17 protein-coding genes are annotated in these 16858 nt (G+C 40.9%); 11 read left to right on the top strand and 6 right to left on the bottom strand.

Annotation, left to right across the window (positions count from 1 at the left end):
• Positions 1-219 precede the first annotated feature (219 nt).
• The 4 genes from mglC to BKK52_RS06095 form a co-directional block, all read right to left on the bottom strand.
• Positions 220-1230, bottom strand: coding sequence for a galactose/methyl galactoside ABC transporter permease MglC (gene mglC / locus BKK52_RS06080; RefSeq protein ID WP_077474595.1), 1011 nt, complete (start codon positions 1228-1230; stop codon positions 220-222).
• A gap of 18 nt (positions 1231-1248) precedes the next feature.
• Complete coding sequence (mglA, locus tag BKK52_RS06085) at positions 1249-2769, bottom strand: galactose/methyl galactoside ABC transporter ATP-binding protein MglA (protein WP_077474596.1); 1521 nt, start codon at positions 2767-2769, stop codon at positions 1249-1251.
• Positions 2770-2828: 59 nt separating this feature from the next.
• Complete coding sequence (mglB, locus tag BKK52_RS06090; RefSeq protein ID WP_077478250.1) at positions 2829-3824, bottom strand: galactose/glucose ABC transporter substrate-binding protein MglB; 996 nt, start codon at positions 3822-3824, stop codon at positions 2829-2831.
• A 160-nt stretch (positions 3825-3984) separates the two neighbouring features.
• A complete protein-coding gene (locus BKK52_RS06095; protein WP_077474598.1) occupies positions 3985-4986 on the bottom strand; it encodes a substrate-binding domain-containing protein in 1002 nt (333 codons plus the stop codon).
• Positions 4987-5211: 225 nt separating this feature from the next.
• On the opposite strand from BKK52_RS06095, the gene galT reads away from it, so the two are divergent.
• From galT to galM, 3 genes are read left to right on the top strand one after another with little or no spacing between them, the layout of a single operon-like run.
• Positions 5212-6264, top strand: a complete 1053-nt coding sequence (gene galT, locus BKK52_RS06100) for a galactose-1-phosphate uridylyltransferase (protein WP_077474599.1) — start codon at positions 5212-5214, stop codon at positions 6262-6264.
• A 60-nt stretch (positions 6265-6324) separates the two neighbouring features.
• On the top strand, positions 6325-7482 hold the full coding sequence (gene galK / locus BKK52_RS06105; RefSeq protein ID WP_077474600.1) for a galactokinase: 1158 nt from the start codon (positions 6325-6327) through the stop codon (positions 7480-7482).
• 9 nt (positions 7483-7491) lie between these two features.
• Positions 7492-8517 (top strand): galactose-1-epimerase, encoded by a 1026-nt coding sequence (galM, locus tag BKK52_RS06110; protein ID WP_077478252.1) that lies wholly within the window; start codon positions 7492-7494, stop codon positions 8515-8517.
• 17 nt (positions 8518-8534) lie between these two features.
• Here galM and BKK52_RS06115 read toward each other — a convergent pair whose 3' ends face one another.
• Positions 8535-9794, bottom strand: a complete 1260-nt coding sequence (locus tag BKK52_RS06115; protein WP_077478254.1) for an NTP/NDP exchange transporter — start codon at positions 9792-9794, stop codon at positions 8535-8537.
• 90 nt (positions 9795-9884) lie between these two features.
• Positions 9885-10700, bottom strand: coding sequence for an NAD-dependent epimerase/dehydratase family protein (locus tag BKK52_RS06120; RefSeq protein ID WP_143531393.1), 816 nt, complete (start codon positions 10698-10700; stop codon positions 9885-9887).
• Between the two features lie 195 nt (positions 10701-10895).
• Between BKK52_RS06120 and corC the strand changes: the two genes are divergently transcribed.
• From corC to BKK52_RS06160, 8 genes are all read left to right on the top strand, one after another.
• A complete protein-coding gene (gene corC / locus BKK52_RS06125) occupies positions 10896-11798 on the top strand; it encodes a CNNM family magnesium/cobalt transport protein CorC (protein WP_077478257.1) in 903 nt (300 codons plus the stop codon).
• Between the two features lie 25 nt (positions 11799-11823).
• Positions 11824-13362 carry an apolipoprotein N-acyltransferase gene (gene lnt, locus BKK52_RS06130; RefSeq protein WP_077478259.1) on the top strand — a complete coding sequence of 513 codons (1539 nt, stop codon included), beginning with the start codon at positions 11824-11826 and terminating at the stop codon, positions 13360-13362.
• A gap of 95 nt (positions 13363-13457) precedes the next feature.
• Positions 13458-14252 (top strand): phospholipid ABC transporter ATP-binding protein MlaF, encoded by a 795-nt coding sequence (mlaF, locus tag BKK52_RS06135; RefSeq protein WP_077420316.1) that lies wholly within the window; start codon positions 13458-13460, stop codon positions 14250-14252.
• Complete coding sequence (gene mlaE, locus BKK52_RS06140; protein WP_077420315.1) at positions 14249-15034, top strand: lipid asymmetry maintenance ABC transporter permease subunit MlaE; 786 nt, start codon at positions 14249-14251, stop codon at positions 15032-15034. The genes mlaF and mlaE overlap by 4 nt, the downstream gene beginning before the upstream one ends.
• 12 nt (positions 15035-15046) lie before the next feature.
• Positions 15047-15553, top strand: coding sequence for an outer membrane lipid asymmetry maintenance protein MlaD (gene mlaD, locus BKK52_RS06145; protein WP_077420313.1), 507 nt, complete (start codon positions 15047-15049; stop codon positions 15551-15553).
• 28 nt (positions 15554-15581) lie between these two features.
• Positions 15582-16226, top strand: coding sequence for a phospholipid-binding protein MlaC (gene mlaC / locus BKK52_RS06150; RefSeq protein WP_165688475.1), 645 nt, complete (start codon positions 15582-15584; stop codon positions 16224-16226).
• A 4-nt stretch (positions 16227-16230) separates the two neighbouring features.
• On the top strand, positions 16231-16566 hold the full coding sequence (locus tag BKK52_RS06155; RefSeq protein WP_077474360.1) for an STAS domain-containing protein: 336 nt from the start codon (positions 16231-16233) through the stop codon (positions 16564-16566).
• A 13-nt stretch (positions 16567-16579) separates the two neighbouring features.
• Positions 16580-16837: a BolA family protein gene (locus BKK52_RS06160; RefSeq protein ID WP_077474359.1), complete on the top strand. Its 258-nt coding sequence runs from the start codon at positions 16580-16582 to the stop codon at positions 16835-16837.
• The last annotated feature ends 21 nt before the right edge of the window (positions 16838-16858 follow it).

Below are 16858 nucleotides of genomic sequence, written 5' to 3' on the forward strand. Positions count from 1 at the left end.
AACATCAACCTAATCAGCGATAGTGAAACAAAAACAAAGTGCGGTCGATTTTTCCGAAGTTTTTATTTTATGCTATCAGTCTAAAAACTCATGAAAAATCAGCCGCTCTTTTAGTGCAACCATCTTTACGATTTTGTTAAAACTACATATAAATTATGTCGTAAAAAAATCCACCTCTGTGGAAATTAAAGGTGGATATTTTGCATCAAACTTACTATTTTATTTTTTCTTCGCGTATTTTAGAGAATCAATAGCTACAGCTAAAATAATAATGCTTCCCTTGATAATGTATTGCCAATAAGGATTTACGCCGATATAAGTTAAGCCGTAGTTGATGACGGTAAAAATAATGACTCCCGTTACCACACCGATCACTGTGCCTACACCACCGGCGAATGACACCCCACCCACTACACAAGCGGCAATGGCATCTAATTCATACATGAAACCTAAATTGTTCGTTGCCGAACCTATACGACCGGCCTCCAACATTCCGCCGAAGGCATAGAACATCCCTGCGATGATATAGATAGCTACAAGATTGCGTGCCACATTAACACCTGAAACTTTAGCCGCTTCTGGATTGCCACCAATAGCAAAGATATTTTTACCGAAACGGGTTTTATTCCACATTACCCATACTAAGAAGGCGGCAATGGCAGCATAAATTGTGATATAGGAAAGTTTAAAGCTGCCAAAGCGGAAAAAGCCTTGAGCAAAAGCGGAGAAATTTTCGTTAAATCCGGCAATTGGAGAGCCACCTACTGCATCATAGTAAAGCGAGTTAAAACCATACACGATAATCATGGTGCCCATTGTTGCAATAAATGGTGTAACGTTTAAGTAAGCAATAACTAAACCATTGACCAAACCGATGACAGCTCCTACAGCGCAAACAGTCAGAATTACAACAGGAATAGGAATTTCTCCCAGCTCAGGGAATACTCGATTCATATTTTCCATAGATTGCAGTAAAGTTGCGGAGATAACCGCAGCTAAACCAACCTGACGACCGGCAGATAGGTCGGTACCTTGAGTAACCAGTAAACCTGCTACACCCAGTGCGATAATAAGACGGACAGAGGATTGAGTCAGGATATTACTGAAATTCATCAGATTTAAGAATGTTGGATCTTGTGCAATGATAATGCCGAGTAAAATCAATAGCACAAAATAGATCGCATTTTGTTTTAAAATATCAAAGGATTTATTTTTATCTAAGGCACTCATAATTCGTTCCTTTTGTTGTTATAAATATTTTGCTGCTAACTGCAAAATTTCTTCTTGGGAAGTTTTTGCGCTTTCGACAATGCCTGCCATTCTACCGTTACTCATCACGAGAATACGATCTGTGGTACCGAGTAATTCCGGCATTTCAGAGGATATCATAATGATCCCCTTATCTTTTTTGGCAAGTTCTTGAATGAGTTGGTAAATTTCAAATTTTGCCCCGATGTCAATACCACGCGTCGGTTCATCAAGCATAAGAACCTCCGGTTGGGTAAGTAACCAACGACCAATGATGACTTTTTGTTGATTCCCACCTGAAAGCGAACCAATTGTGGTTTTATGTGAAGGCGTTTTTACATTCATCGCATCAATCACCCATTGAGTATCGCTACGCATTTTTTTATTACTCAGCAATTTCCAAGGCGTGAGATAGGATTTCATATTTGAAATCAAAGAGTTAAATTCAATGCTTAGATTAGAATAGATCCCGGTGGAACGACGTTCTTCGGTGACGAGTGCAAATCCATTATTAATTGCCTCAAGTGCGGTTCGATTTTTCACAATTTTATCGTGAAGTTTAATCGTTCCACTTTTTAGTTCTCGTACACCAAAAATTGCTTCCACAATATCTGTTCTTTTTGCACCCACTAAGCCGGCAATACCTAGAATTTCACCTTTACGCAATTCAAAAGAAATATCTTGAATGGAAGGTTGGTTTAATGCGGTTAAATTTTCAACTTTCAGAACCACTTCTTTTGGCACATTGGTTCTTTCAGGAAAACGTTGTGTAAGCTCACGTCCTACCATCATCGAAACGATTTGTTCCATGGTTGAATCTTTGACAGAAACAGTATTGATCCATTTTCCATCACGTAAAATAGTAATTTCGTCACAAATCTTGAAAATTTCATCCATCTTGTGAGAAATATAAATAATACCGCAACCTCTCTCTTTTAATTTTTGAATGATTTTAAACAGATGTTCCACTTCTTTTTCTGAAAGAGAGGAGGTTGGTTCATCCATAATTACAATTTTGGCGTTATAAGAAAAGGCTTTCGCAATTTCGATCATCTGCATCTGAGAAACGGAAAGCTTGGCAACTTTTTCTCTTGGATCCACATCAATATCCAGTTCATCAAAAATCGCTTTAGTATCATTGTACATTTTAGTGTGATCTACGAACGGACCTTTAAGCGGATAACGTCCAAGCCATAAGTTGTCCATCACGGTGGTTTGGCGTACAAGATTAAGTTCTTGGTGTACCATTGAAATTCCATTTTCGAGAGCTTCTTTTGATGTTTTGAAATTTACAGTTTTTCCTAAAAAAAGAATTTCACCCTCGTCTTTGGCATAAATGCCAAACAGGCATTTTAACAATGTGGACTTTCCCGCACCATTTTCTCCCATCAAAGCATGAACAGAATGTGAACGAACGGTTAGATTTGCATTATCTAAGGCTTTTACACCGGGAAAGGATTTACTGACATTCGTCATAGTGAGTAACACTTGACTATCTTGACTTAAATTTTGAGCCGTCATATCAACCTCATTTAAAAATGGGGAAGAAAACTTCCCCTAAGGTTTATATCATTGAGTGATTATTTTAAGAACTCATCCAAATTATCCTTATCTACTCCGACATAAGGAATGCGTACAACACGATCTTTTAATTCCCATTTTGTACCTTCAGTTGCGCTTTTGCCTTGTGCAAGATTATTAGCTAATTGAACAACAGCTTTTCCTTGATTTACACCGTCATTTAATACTGTTCCGGCAAGCTCCCCTTTTTTGATAAGTTGGAGTGCCTCAGGTAACGCATCTACACCAAAAATAGGTAATTTTTTACCGTGAGCTCTTGTGGCCTCCAATGCACCTAATGCCATACCGTCATTATTAGAAATAATCACTTCAATACTATTCGCTTTTGAACTGGATAACCAAGCATCGACTTTATCTTTTGCCATCGCCGCATCCCACATACCGGTATCAATAAATAATTGCTCGGTTTGGATACCTACTTTATTTAATTGATCGACAACATATTTTGTACGGGCTTCCGCATCAGGGTGTCCCGGCTCGCCTTTTAAGAGAACAAACTGGATTTTGCCATCTTTATTTAAATCAAGCTCAGGCATCGCTTTCCATTGTTTGGCGATTAAATCGCCTTGGATAATGCCGGATTCTTTTGGATCAGTTCCCACATAGTAAGCTTGGTCATAGCTACCGATTGCTTTTGCACCGGGATCTTTATTGAAGAATACGACAGGAATATTATCTGGTTTGGCTTTACCTATGATGGTCGGTGCTGCAGCCGGATCAACCAAATTAATTGCAAGCGCTTTCACGCCTTTAGAAAGTAATACATCAGCTTGATCGTTTTGAATTGACTGAGCATTTTGTGAATCATTCATCAATAGTTCAATACCTTTTAATGCCTGTGCTTCCTTGTTAATTTCTTTTCGCATTAATGACATAAAGTTGTCATCGTATTTATAAATAGTTACACCAATACGATTATCTGCGGCATAGCCCGCTGTTGCTGTAGTTAAACCGATTGCTAATGCGACTGCACTTAATACTGCTGTTTTTTTCATAAAACACTCCTAATTGGAAGGTTGATGTGAACAAAAAATGTATTTACTTCTACAACTCGCTACTGAGCATACTTAAAAAATCTTCTTTAGTCTGTGATCAAACTCACATAAATGGAAACGATTACAAAACAATATTGAAATTTGTGATAATTATCACATTTTAACTTATCGATTCAACTGAGAAACGGCGTACTAAAGTTGGGTTAAATTGAATCACTGATGGCGTTTCAATTTTTTGATCGACCAAACTTAATGCAAGGTTTGCTGCATAAGTTGCCATTAAATCAATAGGATAGCGAATTGTTGTGAGCTTAGGGATCAAGTAACGTGCAATCGGCATATCATCAAATCCGATAATGGAAAACTGACCCGGTACTTTGATATTGTTTTCATTTAGGACCGAAATTGCCCCCGCCGCCATGGAATCATTGTAGGCAATAACAGCTGTTAAGTCCTTGTTATAACTGAGTAAATCAATCATTGCTTGTTCGCCTCCTTCAAAATCCGGTGAATTATGGGTGATGGCGTGTTCGACAATCGGATAATTATATGCTTTTAAGGCTTCCAGATAGCCGCTTCGACGTTCAACCTCATCAAAAATGGCGTGATTTGAACCGATATAAGCAATTTTTTTATGGCCATGACGGATCAACATTTCTGTTGCGATATAAGTGCCTTTTTGATTATCCAAACTGACACAGCGATTCTCGTATCCCTTAATGACACGATTAATAATCACCATACCTTTCACACTATTGAGGTAGTCTGTAAGTTCTTTATCGGAAAGTGCTTTTGAATGAACGACCAAACAGCTACAACGTTTCCGCAATAGGGTATTAATAGCTTCCCGTTCTTTTTCTGCATGATGATAACCAATACCGATTAAAATAGTTTTATGATGTTTTTCGGCAACTTTATCGACAGCTTTGACTAAGATAGCAAAAAATGCATCCGTGACATCGGTTACAACCACCCCAATCGTATCCGTATTTTGTACGGCAAGTGCTTGTGCATTAGCATTAGGTTGGTAATTTAATTGAGCGATAGCCTCCTGCACGGCAAGACGGGTTTTAGAGCTGACCGAAGGGTGGTTATTTAACACGCGGGATACTGTTGCCACGGAAACTTTTGCCAATTCTGCAACATCATGAATAGTGCTCATAATCTTCTCTCTATGATTTAGACTTATGACAAAATCATCATAATAATTTATTGTAAATTTGAAAACGGTTACTTTCTTATTTTGTAATAAAGATCACAAAATACCATTGTTGAATTTTGATTTTGTGATATGGATCACGGTTTACTTTGAAGAATTTAGGTATCTTAAGAAACCAATAAATGTAACCGATTACAATTTAATAAGTATAATGAAGGAGTCAAGTATATGAATAATGAGGTTGTATTTGAACCAACGAATCACCCGCACCGTCGTTATAATCCACTGATTGATCAATGGATATTGATTTCCCCTCATCGGGCAAAGCGACCATGGCAAGGTCAGCAAGAAAAAGTCAATGAAGAACAGAAACCTCATTACGATCCGAATTGTTATCTTTGTCCGCGTAATAAGCGGATAACGGGAGAAATCAATCCTAATTATCACAAGCCCTACGTATTCAAAAATGATTTTTCCGCTCTTTTAGAGGATACGCCCGCACCGGAAACATCACAGGATCCGCTTTTTCAGAGCTCGCAAGCTCGTGGTGAAAGCCGAGTGATTTGTTTTTCGCCGGATCACAGCAAAACATTGCCATTATTGACCGCACTTGAAATTGAAGAAGTCATTAAAGTTTGGCAAGCGCAGCTGCAAGAACTGGGTAAAAAATATCAATGGGTTCAGATTTTTGAAAACAAAGGTGAAACAATGGGGTGTTCTAATCCACATCCACACGGACAAATTTGGGCGAACAGCTTTTTACCAAATGAGGTTGTTCGTGAAGATCGCTCTCAGCACGATTATTTTCAAAAATACGGTTCAGTAATGTTGGTAGATTATGTGAAGCGTGAGTTGGAATTAAAAGAGCGAATTGTCGTGGAAACGGATCATTGGGTGGCTCTCGTTCCTTATTGGGCGGCTTGGCCTTTTGAAGCCTTGTTACTTCCTAAAACTCATGTGAAACGTTTAACGGAATTAAGTGACACTCAATCGAAAGATTTAGCCATCGCATTGAAAAAATTGACAACGAAATACGACAATTTATTTGAAACTTCCTTTCCTTATTCCATGGGGTTTCATGCTGCTCCTTTTAATGGTGAAGAAAACGAACATTGGCAGCTCCATGCGCATTTTTATCCGCCATTACTACGTTCTGCCACCGTACGTAAATTTATGGTGGGTTATGAGATGTTGGCAGAAAGTCAGCGGGATTTAACTGCTGAGCAGGCAGCAGAACGGTTACGGGCATTGAGTGAAATTCATTATAAAGAGAGAGCATAGCCCCTTTTAAACAAAAGAGCGGTCTATTTTTATAAAATTAATCAATTAGGGGATATAACAATGAGCCATCCAATCCAACAATCACAGCATATTTTCACACAAACATTTCATTCCCGTCCCTCACTTACCGTTTATGCACCGGGACGTGTCAATATTATCGGTGAACATACTGATTATAATGACGGTTTTGTGATGCCCTGTGCGATTAATTTTGGTACAGCGATTAGTGGAACAAAACGGAATGATTGCATTTGGCAGGTTTATGCGGCAGATTTAAACGAAACCGATGAGTTTTCCCTCAATGAAACTATTGAAAAAAGTACGCAAAAATGGGCGAATTATGTACGTGGGGTCGTGAAATTTATTCAAGAGCGTTGCCCGGATTTTAAGCAAGGGGCGAATCTGGTGATTTCAGGCGATGTGCCGCTTTCTTCCGGGCTAAGTTCCTCCGCTTCCCTTGAGGTTGCCGTGGGTAAATTTTGCCAACAATTGTCGGATTTACCTCTTTCCCATACGAATATTGCATTGATTGGACAAAAGGCAGAAAATCAATTTGTGGGGGCAAATTGCGGCAATATGGATCAACTTATTTCCGCATTAGGGCAGCAAGATCATTTATTAATGATCGACTGCCGTAGTCTTGAAACGAAGGCAACACCGATGCCACAAGATGTGGCGGTGATTATTGTGAATTCCAATGTGCCGCACGATTTAGTGACCGGAGAATATAATACCCGCCGCCGCCAATGTGAGCGTGCCGCAGGATTTTTTGGCGTGAAAGCCCTACGTGATGTATCTGTGGAAAAATTCAAAGAAAAAGAAGCGGAATTGACCGCACTTGATCCCTTCATCGCTAAACGAGCTCGCCATGTAGTGACAGAGAATCAACGCGTATTGGATGCGGTGGAGGCATTAACAAACAATGATTTAGCCCGATTAGGCGAATTAATGGCACAATCTCACGATTCAATGCGTGACGATTTTGAAATTACCGTGCCGCAAATTGATTATTTGGTCGAATTGGCGCAACTTGCCATTGGTAAAAATGGCGGCGCAAGAATGACGGGCGGTGGCTTTGGCGGTTGCATTGTTGCCCTTGCACCACATGATAAAGTGGATGCCGTGCGTAAAATCATTGAGGATAATTATGAAAAAACAACCGGCTTAAAAGAAACGTTTTATGTTTGTACCGCATCGCAGGGCGTGCGTGTCGTCTAAAGGAAAATTATGTTAGAAAAAACTACATTCAATGCGCCTGATGGCAAACCTTATCAGATTGTTTCCTTACAAAATGAAAAAGGGATGCGAATTAAATTAATGGACTGGGGCGCAACTTGGCTTTCTTGCCAAGTTCCTGTAAAGGATGAATTACGAGAAGTATTATTGGGTTGCAAAATAGAAGATTACCCCGTTCAACAAGCTTATTTAGGTGCAAGCGTGGGGCGTTACGCTAATCGCATTGCCAACGCTCAATTTGAGCTAAACGGGCAAATGGTGCATCTTACCGCAAATCAAGGGAAGCATCAGCTCCATGGCGGAGAGGGATTTGCTCAACGCCGTTGGGAAATGCAAAAGTGCGGTGAAAATTTCGTGTGTTTTTCCCTTTATTCCGCTGATGGTGATCAGGGTTTTCCGGGAAATGTAAATGTCACTGTGACCTACACTGTTACTGAAGATAATGCGGTGAAAATCGAATATGAGGGGGGTAGCGATCAAGATACCGCATTAAATCTCACCAATCACGCCTATTTCAATTTAGAAAATGCGGAGCAAGGTTCGGATATCCGTGAACATAGTTTACGTCTAAATGCGGATTTTTACCTATCGGTGGATGAGGAGGGGATTCCCAATTCGCCCCTTAAACACGTGGTGGGAACAAGTTTCGATTTCCGAGTGGCGAAAGCGATCAAACAGGATTTTTTACAAGACGATCAGCTAGCGACCAAAGGTTATGATCATTCTTTCATTGTGAACAAAGCCTGGCAGAAACCTTGTGTTTTATTGACTTCGCCCAACGGAGATTTAAGCCTCGAAGTGCGAACTTCCCAAGCTGCCTTGCAGGTTTATACGGGCAATTATCTTGCCGGCACACCAAAACGAAATGGCGAAAAATATGCCGATTTCGCCGGTGTCGCACTGGAAACCCAGTGTTTACCGGATACGCCGAATCACCCGGAATGGCAAAATTATGGCGGAATCCAAAAAGCAAATGAGCGGTATTATCAGTGGACGGAATTTCAATTTAGGGGCTAAGTTAAGCCCCTGTAGATTTAATTTTTATAAGGATTTTCTTTTTTGGCTAACCAAAAGGCTAAAAGAAACCAAATCCCACAGAGTGGCACTGCCAACCAAGAAATTGCTGTTAAGCTGAGTCCGAGTGCCGTTAGCCCTGCATAGCCCCAAGAGCCGATTTGATCTCCAGAGCGATAAATTAAGGTATCAATAACACTTTTCGCTTTATAGCGATCCTCACGATTTAGCCGGGTAAATAACACTTCACGTGCCGGACGGGTAAAGGCGAAATTGCTAACCCGTCTGGCGACTTGTACAAAGACAAAAACCGCCACAGTAGGATAAGCGGCCAACAGGGCGAAACTTGCCGCACTCAGTAATGGCAAGACGGCTAATACGGGAAGAATGCCAAAATATTTCATTAAGCGTCCGGTTAAGCCTAATTGGAAAAGTAAAGTCAGACTGTTTACCCACAAATCAATGTTGGCGAAAAATGCCGTTCGTTCCGCTTTATTTGTGATATTGGCGTTCACAATATCCGCTTGCTGGAAATAAAGTACCGTTGAGGTGATGGAATAAAGCAAAATAAAGGCGGAAATACCAAGTAAATAAGGGGAGCGAAACACTCGGATTAAACCCGACCAAACATTCCCACCAATTTGTTTATTATCATTCTGATGAGTTTGAATTTCTTTTGTGCCTAAGGTGGAAATCCGTTTGGCAGCGAATACGGTGATTTCCAATAAAAAGACCGAAAATGTAAGCCACACATAATGATTAAATGTCGCGGAAAAAGCGGAAACAAAAGCAGAACCGGCAATGCCACCCACGGTTGCCCCTGTTGCCAAAAAGCCAAATAAGCGTTTGCCTTGCTCGGTGGTGAAAACATCGGACATTAACGACCAAAACACCGACACCACAAAAAGATTGAAAACCGAGACCCAAATAAAGAAAATTCGACCGGTCCACACTAGTATATCGCCCGTTGCGATCGCCATTAAAACGGCGAAGATGGCAAGGTTGAGCATAAAGAAACGGTAGGCAATGGCGATAAATTTTTCACGCCGCCAACGTTTCACCAAGTAACCATAAAGCGGAGTGAGCAATAACATCGCCACAAGAGATGCGGTAAACAGCCAAGTGAGGGATTTTACTCCGCCTGCCGCCCCTAACTCATCACGAATGGGGCGAAGGGTATAATAGGCCAAAAAAAGCGCAAAAACATAAAGCCAAGACCAAGCGAGTGCTTTGATTTCATTGGGTTTGACATCGACAAATTTTTGAAAAAATTGGTTCATAAGATACTCAGAAAAAAATAATTGCCGAACCTTACATCATTGAGTATTGAAAGGTTCAGCAACAAATTTAGATTAGCATTAAGGACGGAATTATTTTGCGTTCCACTCAGGCACGGCGTTTTTGAATTTGCTTGAGTCCACGACAGGGCCGTCTTCCGCCACATTATACACGCCGTTTAAATTTGCTTCGACAGCACGAACGGTGGCATCAACCAATGCGTTTACATGAATGCCCGCATAGCCTTCCGGTGCAGTATCAAAGCCTGATTTACCGCCATAGATCCAGCCATAGCGTAAAACAACTGGGGTGAATTTGCCCGCTAATGTTTGCGTTTCCAATGATTTGATTGATTTGATTGATTCACCATAGAGAGCATCATTTTCATCATACCATTCCCCTTCTTCCGTCACCGAGTGATCACTTGGGGCATAATACATAAAACTTTGTGCGATATATTTTTTCACACCGGCTTTTTCTGCCGCCGCAACTAAATTTTTTGTTCCTTCAATGCGAATTTTACTATCACGTTTTAGCCCTTCTTCCATTTCTTCTTCTTTCAACCCTTTTGGTAAGGAAGAAAGCTCATTAATCACCACATCGGGTTTTGCCTCCACAACGGCTTGTTCTAACGCTGCGGCATTAAACACATCCACCACAACGGGAACAACGCCCATTTCTTCAAGGACTTTAGCCTTATTTTCACTGCGTGTCGTGCCATAAACTTTGTAGCCTTTTTCTACCAAGGTTTTGCTTAACGGCTCGCCAATAACACCGGTCGCTCCGGCTAAGAAAACCACTTTCGGTTTCGCTTGTTCAACGTTTTCGCCCGAATTTTTCTCATTACAAGCCGCCAAAACGAAGGCAGAGGCAGCAAGTGCGGTTAATTTTAAAAATGTTTTTTTCATCATAAAACTCCTATTTCATCTAAAAAGCCGAAGATTATAATGAGTGAGGAAAAACATACAAGACGAATCTTGCGACCCAACTAGGTGAAAAATATTGAGTATTTCACTGCAGCTTGCTTTTTTATGTATTCTCTTTGCGAACCCTGGCAAAATATGGTACTTTTCCGCCGCAGATTTGAACTATCAAAATAAAATATGAGTGACGAACAACAAAATTTAACGCAATCGGAAAATAACAAAAAATCTTTTTTTCAATCTTTATTCGGTCGCTTTTTTCAAGGTGAGTTAAAAAATCGTGAAGAACTTGTGGAAGTGATCCGCGATTCCGAGCAAAACGATTTAATCGATCAAAACACCCGCGAAATGATTGAGGGGGTAATGGAAATTGCCGAGCTTCGTGTACGTGATATTATGATTCCCCGCTCTCAAATTATTTTTATCAAAGAAGAACAAGATTTAAATGCCTGTCTGAGCACCATTATTGAATCTGCCCACTCCCGTTTTCCGGTGATCGCCGATGCCGATGATCGGGATAATATCGCCGGTATTTTGCATGCTAAAGATTTATTGAGATTCCTACGCGAAGATGCGGAAGAATTTGATATGGCAAAACTTTTACGCCCGGCGGTGATCGTGCCGGAAAGTAAACGCGTTGATCGTATGTTAAAAGATTTCCGTTCAGAACGTTTTCATATGGCGATTGTGGTGGATGAGTTTGGTGCGGTATCCGGATTGGTGACCATTGAAGATATTTTGGAACAGATTGTGGGCGATATTGAAGATGAATTTGATGAGGAAGAAATTGCCGATATCCGCCAACTTTCCCGCCACGCCTATGCGGTGCGTGCATTGACGGATATTGATGATTTTAATGAACACTTTAATACGAATTTTGATGATGAAGAAGTAGATACCATTGGCGGTCTTGTTATGCAAGCCTTCGGTTATTTACCGAAACGTGGTGAGGAAGTCGTTTTAGGCAATCTTCAATTTAAAGTCACCTCCGCAGACAGCCGCCGTTTGATCCAGTTGCGTGTGACGGTGCCGGACGAGCATTTGTCGGATATGGCGACAATAATAGAAGAAAAAACCGAGTAATTTCCTTGAACGGATAGTTTCCCCAATGAAAAATTTATTGACTTATTTCATTGCGATGGTCTCCGGTATTGCCGGTGTCTTTGCTTTCTCCCCTTTTGATTATTGGGGAATGGCGTATGTATCGCTAATTGGGCTACTTTATGTGGCAAAAACTGCGAAAAAATCCACCGCACTTTGGGGCTCATTCTTATGGGCGATGGGCTTTTTTTGTTTTGGCGTGAGCTGGTTGAATGTCAGCATTCATCAATTTGGCGGTGCCTCTCTGGGCGTGAGCTATCTCCTTGTGGGTTTGCTTTCCGCCTATCTCGCCCTCTATCCGATGCTTTTCACCTACCTTGTGCAACGTTTCCAAGTGCAAAGTGCGGTGATTTTTGCGGTAATTTGGACGTTCACAGAATTTTTACGGGGTTGGATTTTCACCGGTTTCCCTTGGTTACAGTTTGGTTACACTCAAATTGATAGCCCGTTTTCAGGTATTGCCCCAATATTCGGTGTTGACGGATTAACTTTCTTTACCGTTTGGGCAAGTGCGGTCATTTTTAATGGCATTTTGGTGTTATTTAAAGAAAAAAATAGCAAATTATTATCGGCGAGTGCTTTATTGCTTGTCGTTGTTGGTAGCTTGGCGACTTATGCGCAAAAAATCACGTTTATAAAATCCATTGAAGATAAAGCCTTAACCATAACCCTTGCACAGGGCAATATTGAGCAAAACCTCAAATGGGATCCGGCGTATTTTTATTCCACATTGGAAATTTATCAAAAATTAATCGCAGAAAATTTGGGGAAAAGTGATTTGATTGTGCTGCCGGAATCTGCCTTGCCGACATTGGAAAATAATATTGTGCCATTTTTTGAAAGCCTTGATCGTGTGGCAAAAGAAAAAGGCACGGAGATTATGATTGGCACGGTGTATCAAGATGCGGAATCCGGCAAATTGCTTAATTCCATTGTGACCGCGGGCAATCCAGATTTTCCCTATCAACTCTCAACGGAAAACCGTTATAACAAACATCATTTAGTGCCTTTTGGCGAATATGTCCCACTAGAAAATTGGCTACGCCCATTAAATTCCGTGTTTAATTTGCCGATGTCAGCTTTTCAAAGCGGTGAGGTAATACAGCCCGCTTTAATGGCAAAAGGGCGGTCATTTTCGCCGGCAATTTGTTATGAAATTATTTTTGGTGAGCAAGTTCGCAAAAATTTGAAAAAAGACACGGATTTCTTACTGACGATCTCTAATGATGCGTGGTTTGGTGATTCAATCGGACCGTGGCAACATTTACAAATGGCGAGAATGCGGGCATTGGAGTTGGGGAAACCTTTAATTCGAGCCACAAACACCGGTATTTCCGTGTTTATTGGGGCAAAGGGGGAAATTTTAGCCCAAGCACCACAATTTGTGGAAACCACATTGATGCATAACATTGCGCCAACGGAAGGCAAAACGCCTTATGCGGTGTTGGGGAATATACCGCTTTACGGTTTATCGTTGTTGTTTTTAATGTTGCGTGGTCTGATGATGTTAGTACATCGTCGTATGAACCTTTTGTTAAAACCATAGTCAAAACGACCGCACTTTTTACGATGGGCTTAATCCATTACAAATTGAATATTATCGGTGGTGTAAATCACCATCATTGAAAGAATGAGATTTTAATGAATCAAAATCTAATTGAAGTAAAAAACCTTACCTTTAAACGGGGGGAACGGGTGATTTACGATAACCTGAATTTAAAAGTCCAAAAGGGCAAGATTACGGCAATTATGGGGCCGTCAGGAATCGGAAAAACCACGTTACTGAAATTAATTGGTGGGCAATTACAAGCAGAGAAAGGTGAAATTTGGTTTGATGATAAAGATATTTGTCGTCTTTCCAATCGAGAATTATACGAAGTGCGTAAACGTATGGGAATGTTGTTTCAATCCGGTGCACTTTTCACGGATATTTCTACCTTTGATAATGTAGCGTTTCCTATTCGGGAGCATACCCGCTTGCCGGAAAGTTTAATTCGTCAGATTGTGTTGATGAAATTGGAAGCCGTTGGATTGCGTGGTGCCGCACAATTAATGCCTTCCGAGCTTTCAGGCGGTATGGCACGTCGTGCCGCTTTAGCGAGAGCTATTGCACTCGATCCCGATTTGATTATGTTTGACGAACCTTTTACGGGACAAGATCCCATCAGTATGGGCGTGATTGTGAGTTTAATTAAGCGATTAAATGAAGCTCTCAATTTGACCTCCATTGTTGTTTCCCATGATGTGCAGGAGGTGTTAAGCATCGCAGATTACGCCTATATTATTGCGGATAAACGCGTGATTGCAGAGGGCACTTCCGAACAATTATTGGCGAGCCAAGATCCGCAGGTTTTACAATTCTTAAAAGGCGAGGCGGACGGCCCGGTGAGATTTCATTATCCGGCTGAAAATTATGTGGAGGAATTATTCCAATGATCGTTGAAACAATTTCTTCGCTTGGGCGTAAGGTAATCCGCTTTTTCCGTGCGTTGGGGCGGGCCGGTTTTATGCTGTTTGGGGCGTTGGTGGGAAAACCTCAAGTTCGCCAACATTTTCCATTGTTAATTAAGCAATTGCATGTTTTGGGTGTGCAATCGCTGTTGATCATCTTGCTTTCCGGTTTGTTTATCGGAATGGTGTTGGGCTTGCAGGGTTATGTGGTGTTGGTAGATTTTTCTGCCGAGACCAGCCTTGGGCAACTGGTGGCATTGTCGCTTTTGCGGGAATTAGGTCCTGTGGTGACCGCACTTTTATTCGCCGGTCGTGCCGGTTCTGCATTGACGGCGGAAATCGGTTTAATGAAAGCGACCGAACAACTTTCCAGTCTTGAAATGATGGCGGTAGATCCATTGCGTCGGGTGATAGCCCCACGTTTTTGGGCAGGTATTATTGCAATGCCGATCCTTTCTATTATTTTTATTGCGATCGGTATTTGGGGCGGATCACTGGTTGGTGTTGATTGGAAAGGGGTTGATGCCGGCAGTTTTTGGTCGGTGATGCAAAATTCCGTAAGCTGGGGCTATGACATTTTTAACGGACTGATTAAAAGTCTGTTTTTTGCAATGGCTGTAGTGTGGATTGCATTATTTAACGGCTATGATTGTGTCCCAACTTCGGAAGGGATTAGTCAAGCCACAACTCGAACCGTTGTACACGCTTCGTTAGTGGTACTCGGATTAGATTTCATCTTAACTGCCATTATGTTTGGGGCAGGTTAAAAGGATATTTTTATGCGACAAAATGTTAAATATGAATTTTGGGTCGGATTATTTTTATTACTCGGTATTGGTGCTCTCGTGTTTTTAGGTTTACGTGTGGCAAATGTGCAAGGGTTCGGTGAGAATAAATCTTATATCGTGACGGCAACTTTTGATAACATCGGCGGACTAAAAGTCCGTGCCCCATTAAAAGTTGGAGGTGTAGTAATTGGGCGGGTCAGCAGCATTGAATTAGACGAGAAAACCTATTTGCCGAAAGTGAATATTGCGATTAATGAAGAATATAATGAAATTCCGGAAAACAGCTCCCTGTCCATTAAAACCTCAGGGTTATTGGGGGAGCAATATATCGCATTAACAATGGGATTTGATGACGGCGAAACCGCAATGTTAAAAAACGGCAGTCAAATACAGGACACTAAATCCGCCATGGTATTGGAAGATCTGATCGGTCAATTCCTTTATGGTGATAAAAAAACGGAAGGTAATGTGGAAAACACAGAACCGGCAGCACAATAAGCACAACCTTTAATTTAGGAGATTTATGATGAAACTCACTCAGTTTAAAAGATGGTTTGCCATTTTAACCTTTGCAATGACCGCACTTTTTGTTGCCCGCTCAGCAGTGGCGGCGACAAGCCCTTATGTTTTAATGCAGCAGGCATCGGATAAATTGTTTGCCGATATTAAAAACAATCAGGCAAAAATTAAACAAAATCCAAACTATTTGCGTACGATTGTACGTAATGATTTATTACCTTATGTGCAAGTGAACTATGCGGGTTCCTTGGTGTTAGGCTCACACTTTAAATCCACCACACCGGAACAACGTGAGAAGTTTTTCAAAGCCTTTGGGGATTTTATTGAACAAGCCTATGCGCAGGTGTTAACCGCATACAGCAACCAAAACATTCAAATCGAGCCGGCAAAAGAAGTAGGCGATAAAAACTTGGTGAGTATTCGTGTCAATATTATCCAAAATGGGGGGGCTGCACCGATTAAATTGGATTTTAAATGGCGTAAAAACAGTAAAACTGGTGAATGGCAAGCCTATGATATGGTGGCTGAAGGGGTAAGTATGGTAGTGACCAAACAGAATGAATGGAGCGGTATTTTACGCCAACAAGGAATTGATGCCTTAACCGCACAAATTCAAAAATCTGCCGCTCAACCTGTAACCTTAAGTAAATAATCCCATGGCGACATTAAATTGGGATTTGACCCAAAACAATGATAAGATAGCGCTCCGATTTTTTGGGGAGCTATCTCGTAACACGTTGTTACCTTTATGGCAGCAACGTGCTTCTTTTTTATCTGAAAGTAAGTTAAATCAGCCGATTATCGAATGGGATTTAACAGAGATAACAAAAATTGATTCTGCCGGTTTTGCATTGCTTTGTGATTTTTTGCATGATAGTCAAAAGTTACCAAACAAAACGGTGTATTTGGTTAATCCTCCCCAACAATTATTGACCTTAGCTGATTTAGTCAATTTATCAGAATGGATCACTGCTTTTATCGGCCGTCATTAAAATGGAAATCTAAATGGAACTGAAAGAAATCGAACGAATTTTAAAAGAATCTTTAAATGTTGATGAAGTGTACGCACAAGGTGAAAATGCTCATTTTGGGGTGATTGTGGTGAGCGATGAACTGGCTGCGCTCTCTAAATTAAAACAACAACAAGCGGTTTATGCCCCTCTTATGCCTTACTTTAGCACCGGTGAAATTCATGCTTTAACCATAAAAACCTACACCACCGAAAAGTGGAAAAGGGATCGTCTTCTACATCAATTCAGTTAAATAAAATACTAGGATTTCTAA

The organism is Rodentibacter trehalosifermentans (assembly GCF_002000545.1).
Taxonomy (GTDB): domain Bacteria; phylum Pseudomonadota; class Gammaproteobacteria; order Enterobacterales; family Pasteurellaceae; genus Rodentibacter; species Rodentibacter trehalosifermentans.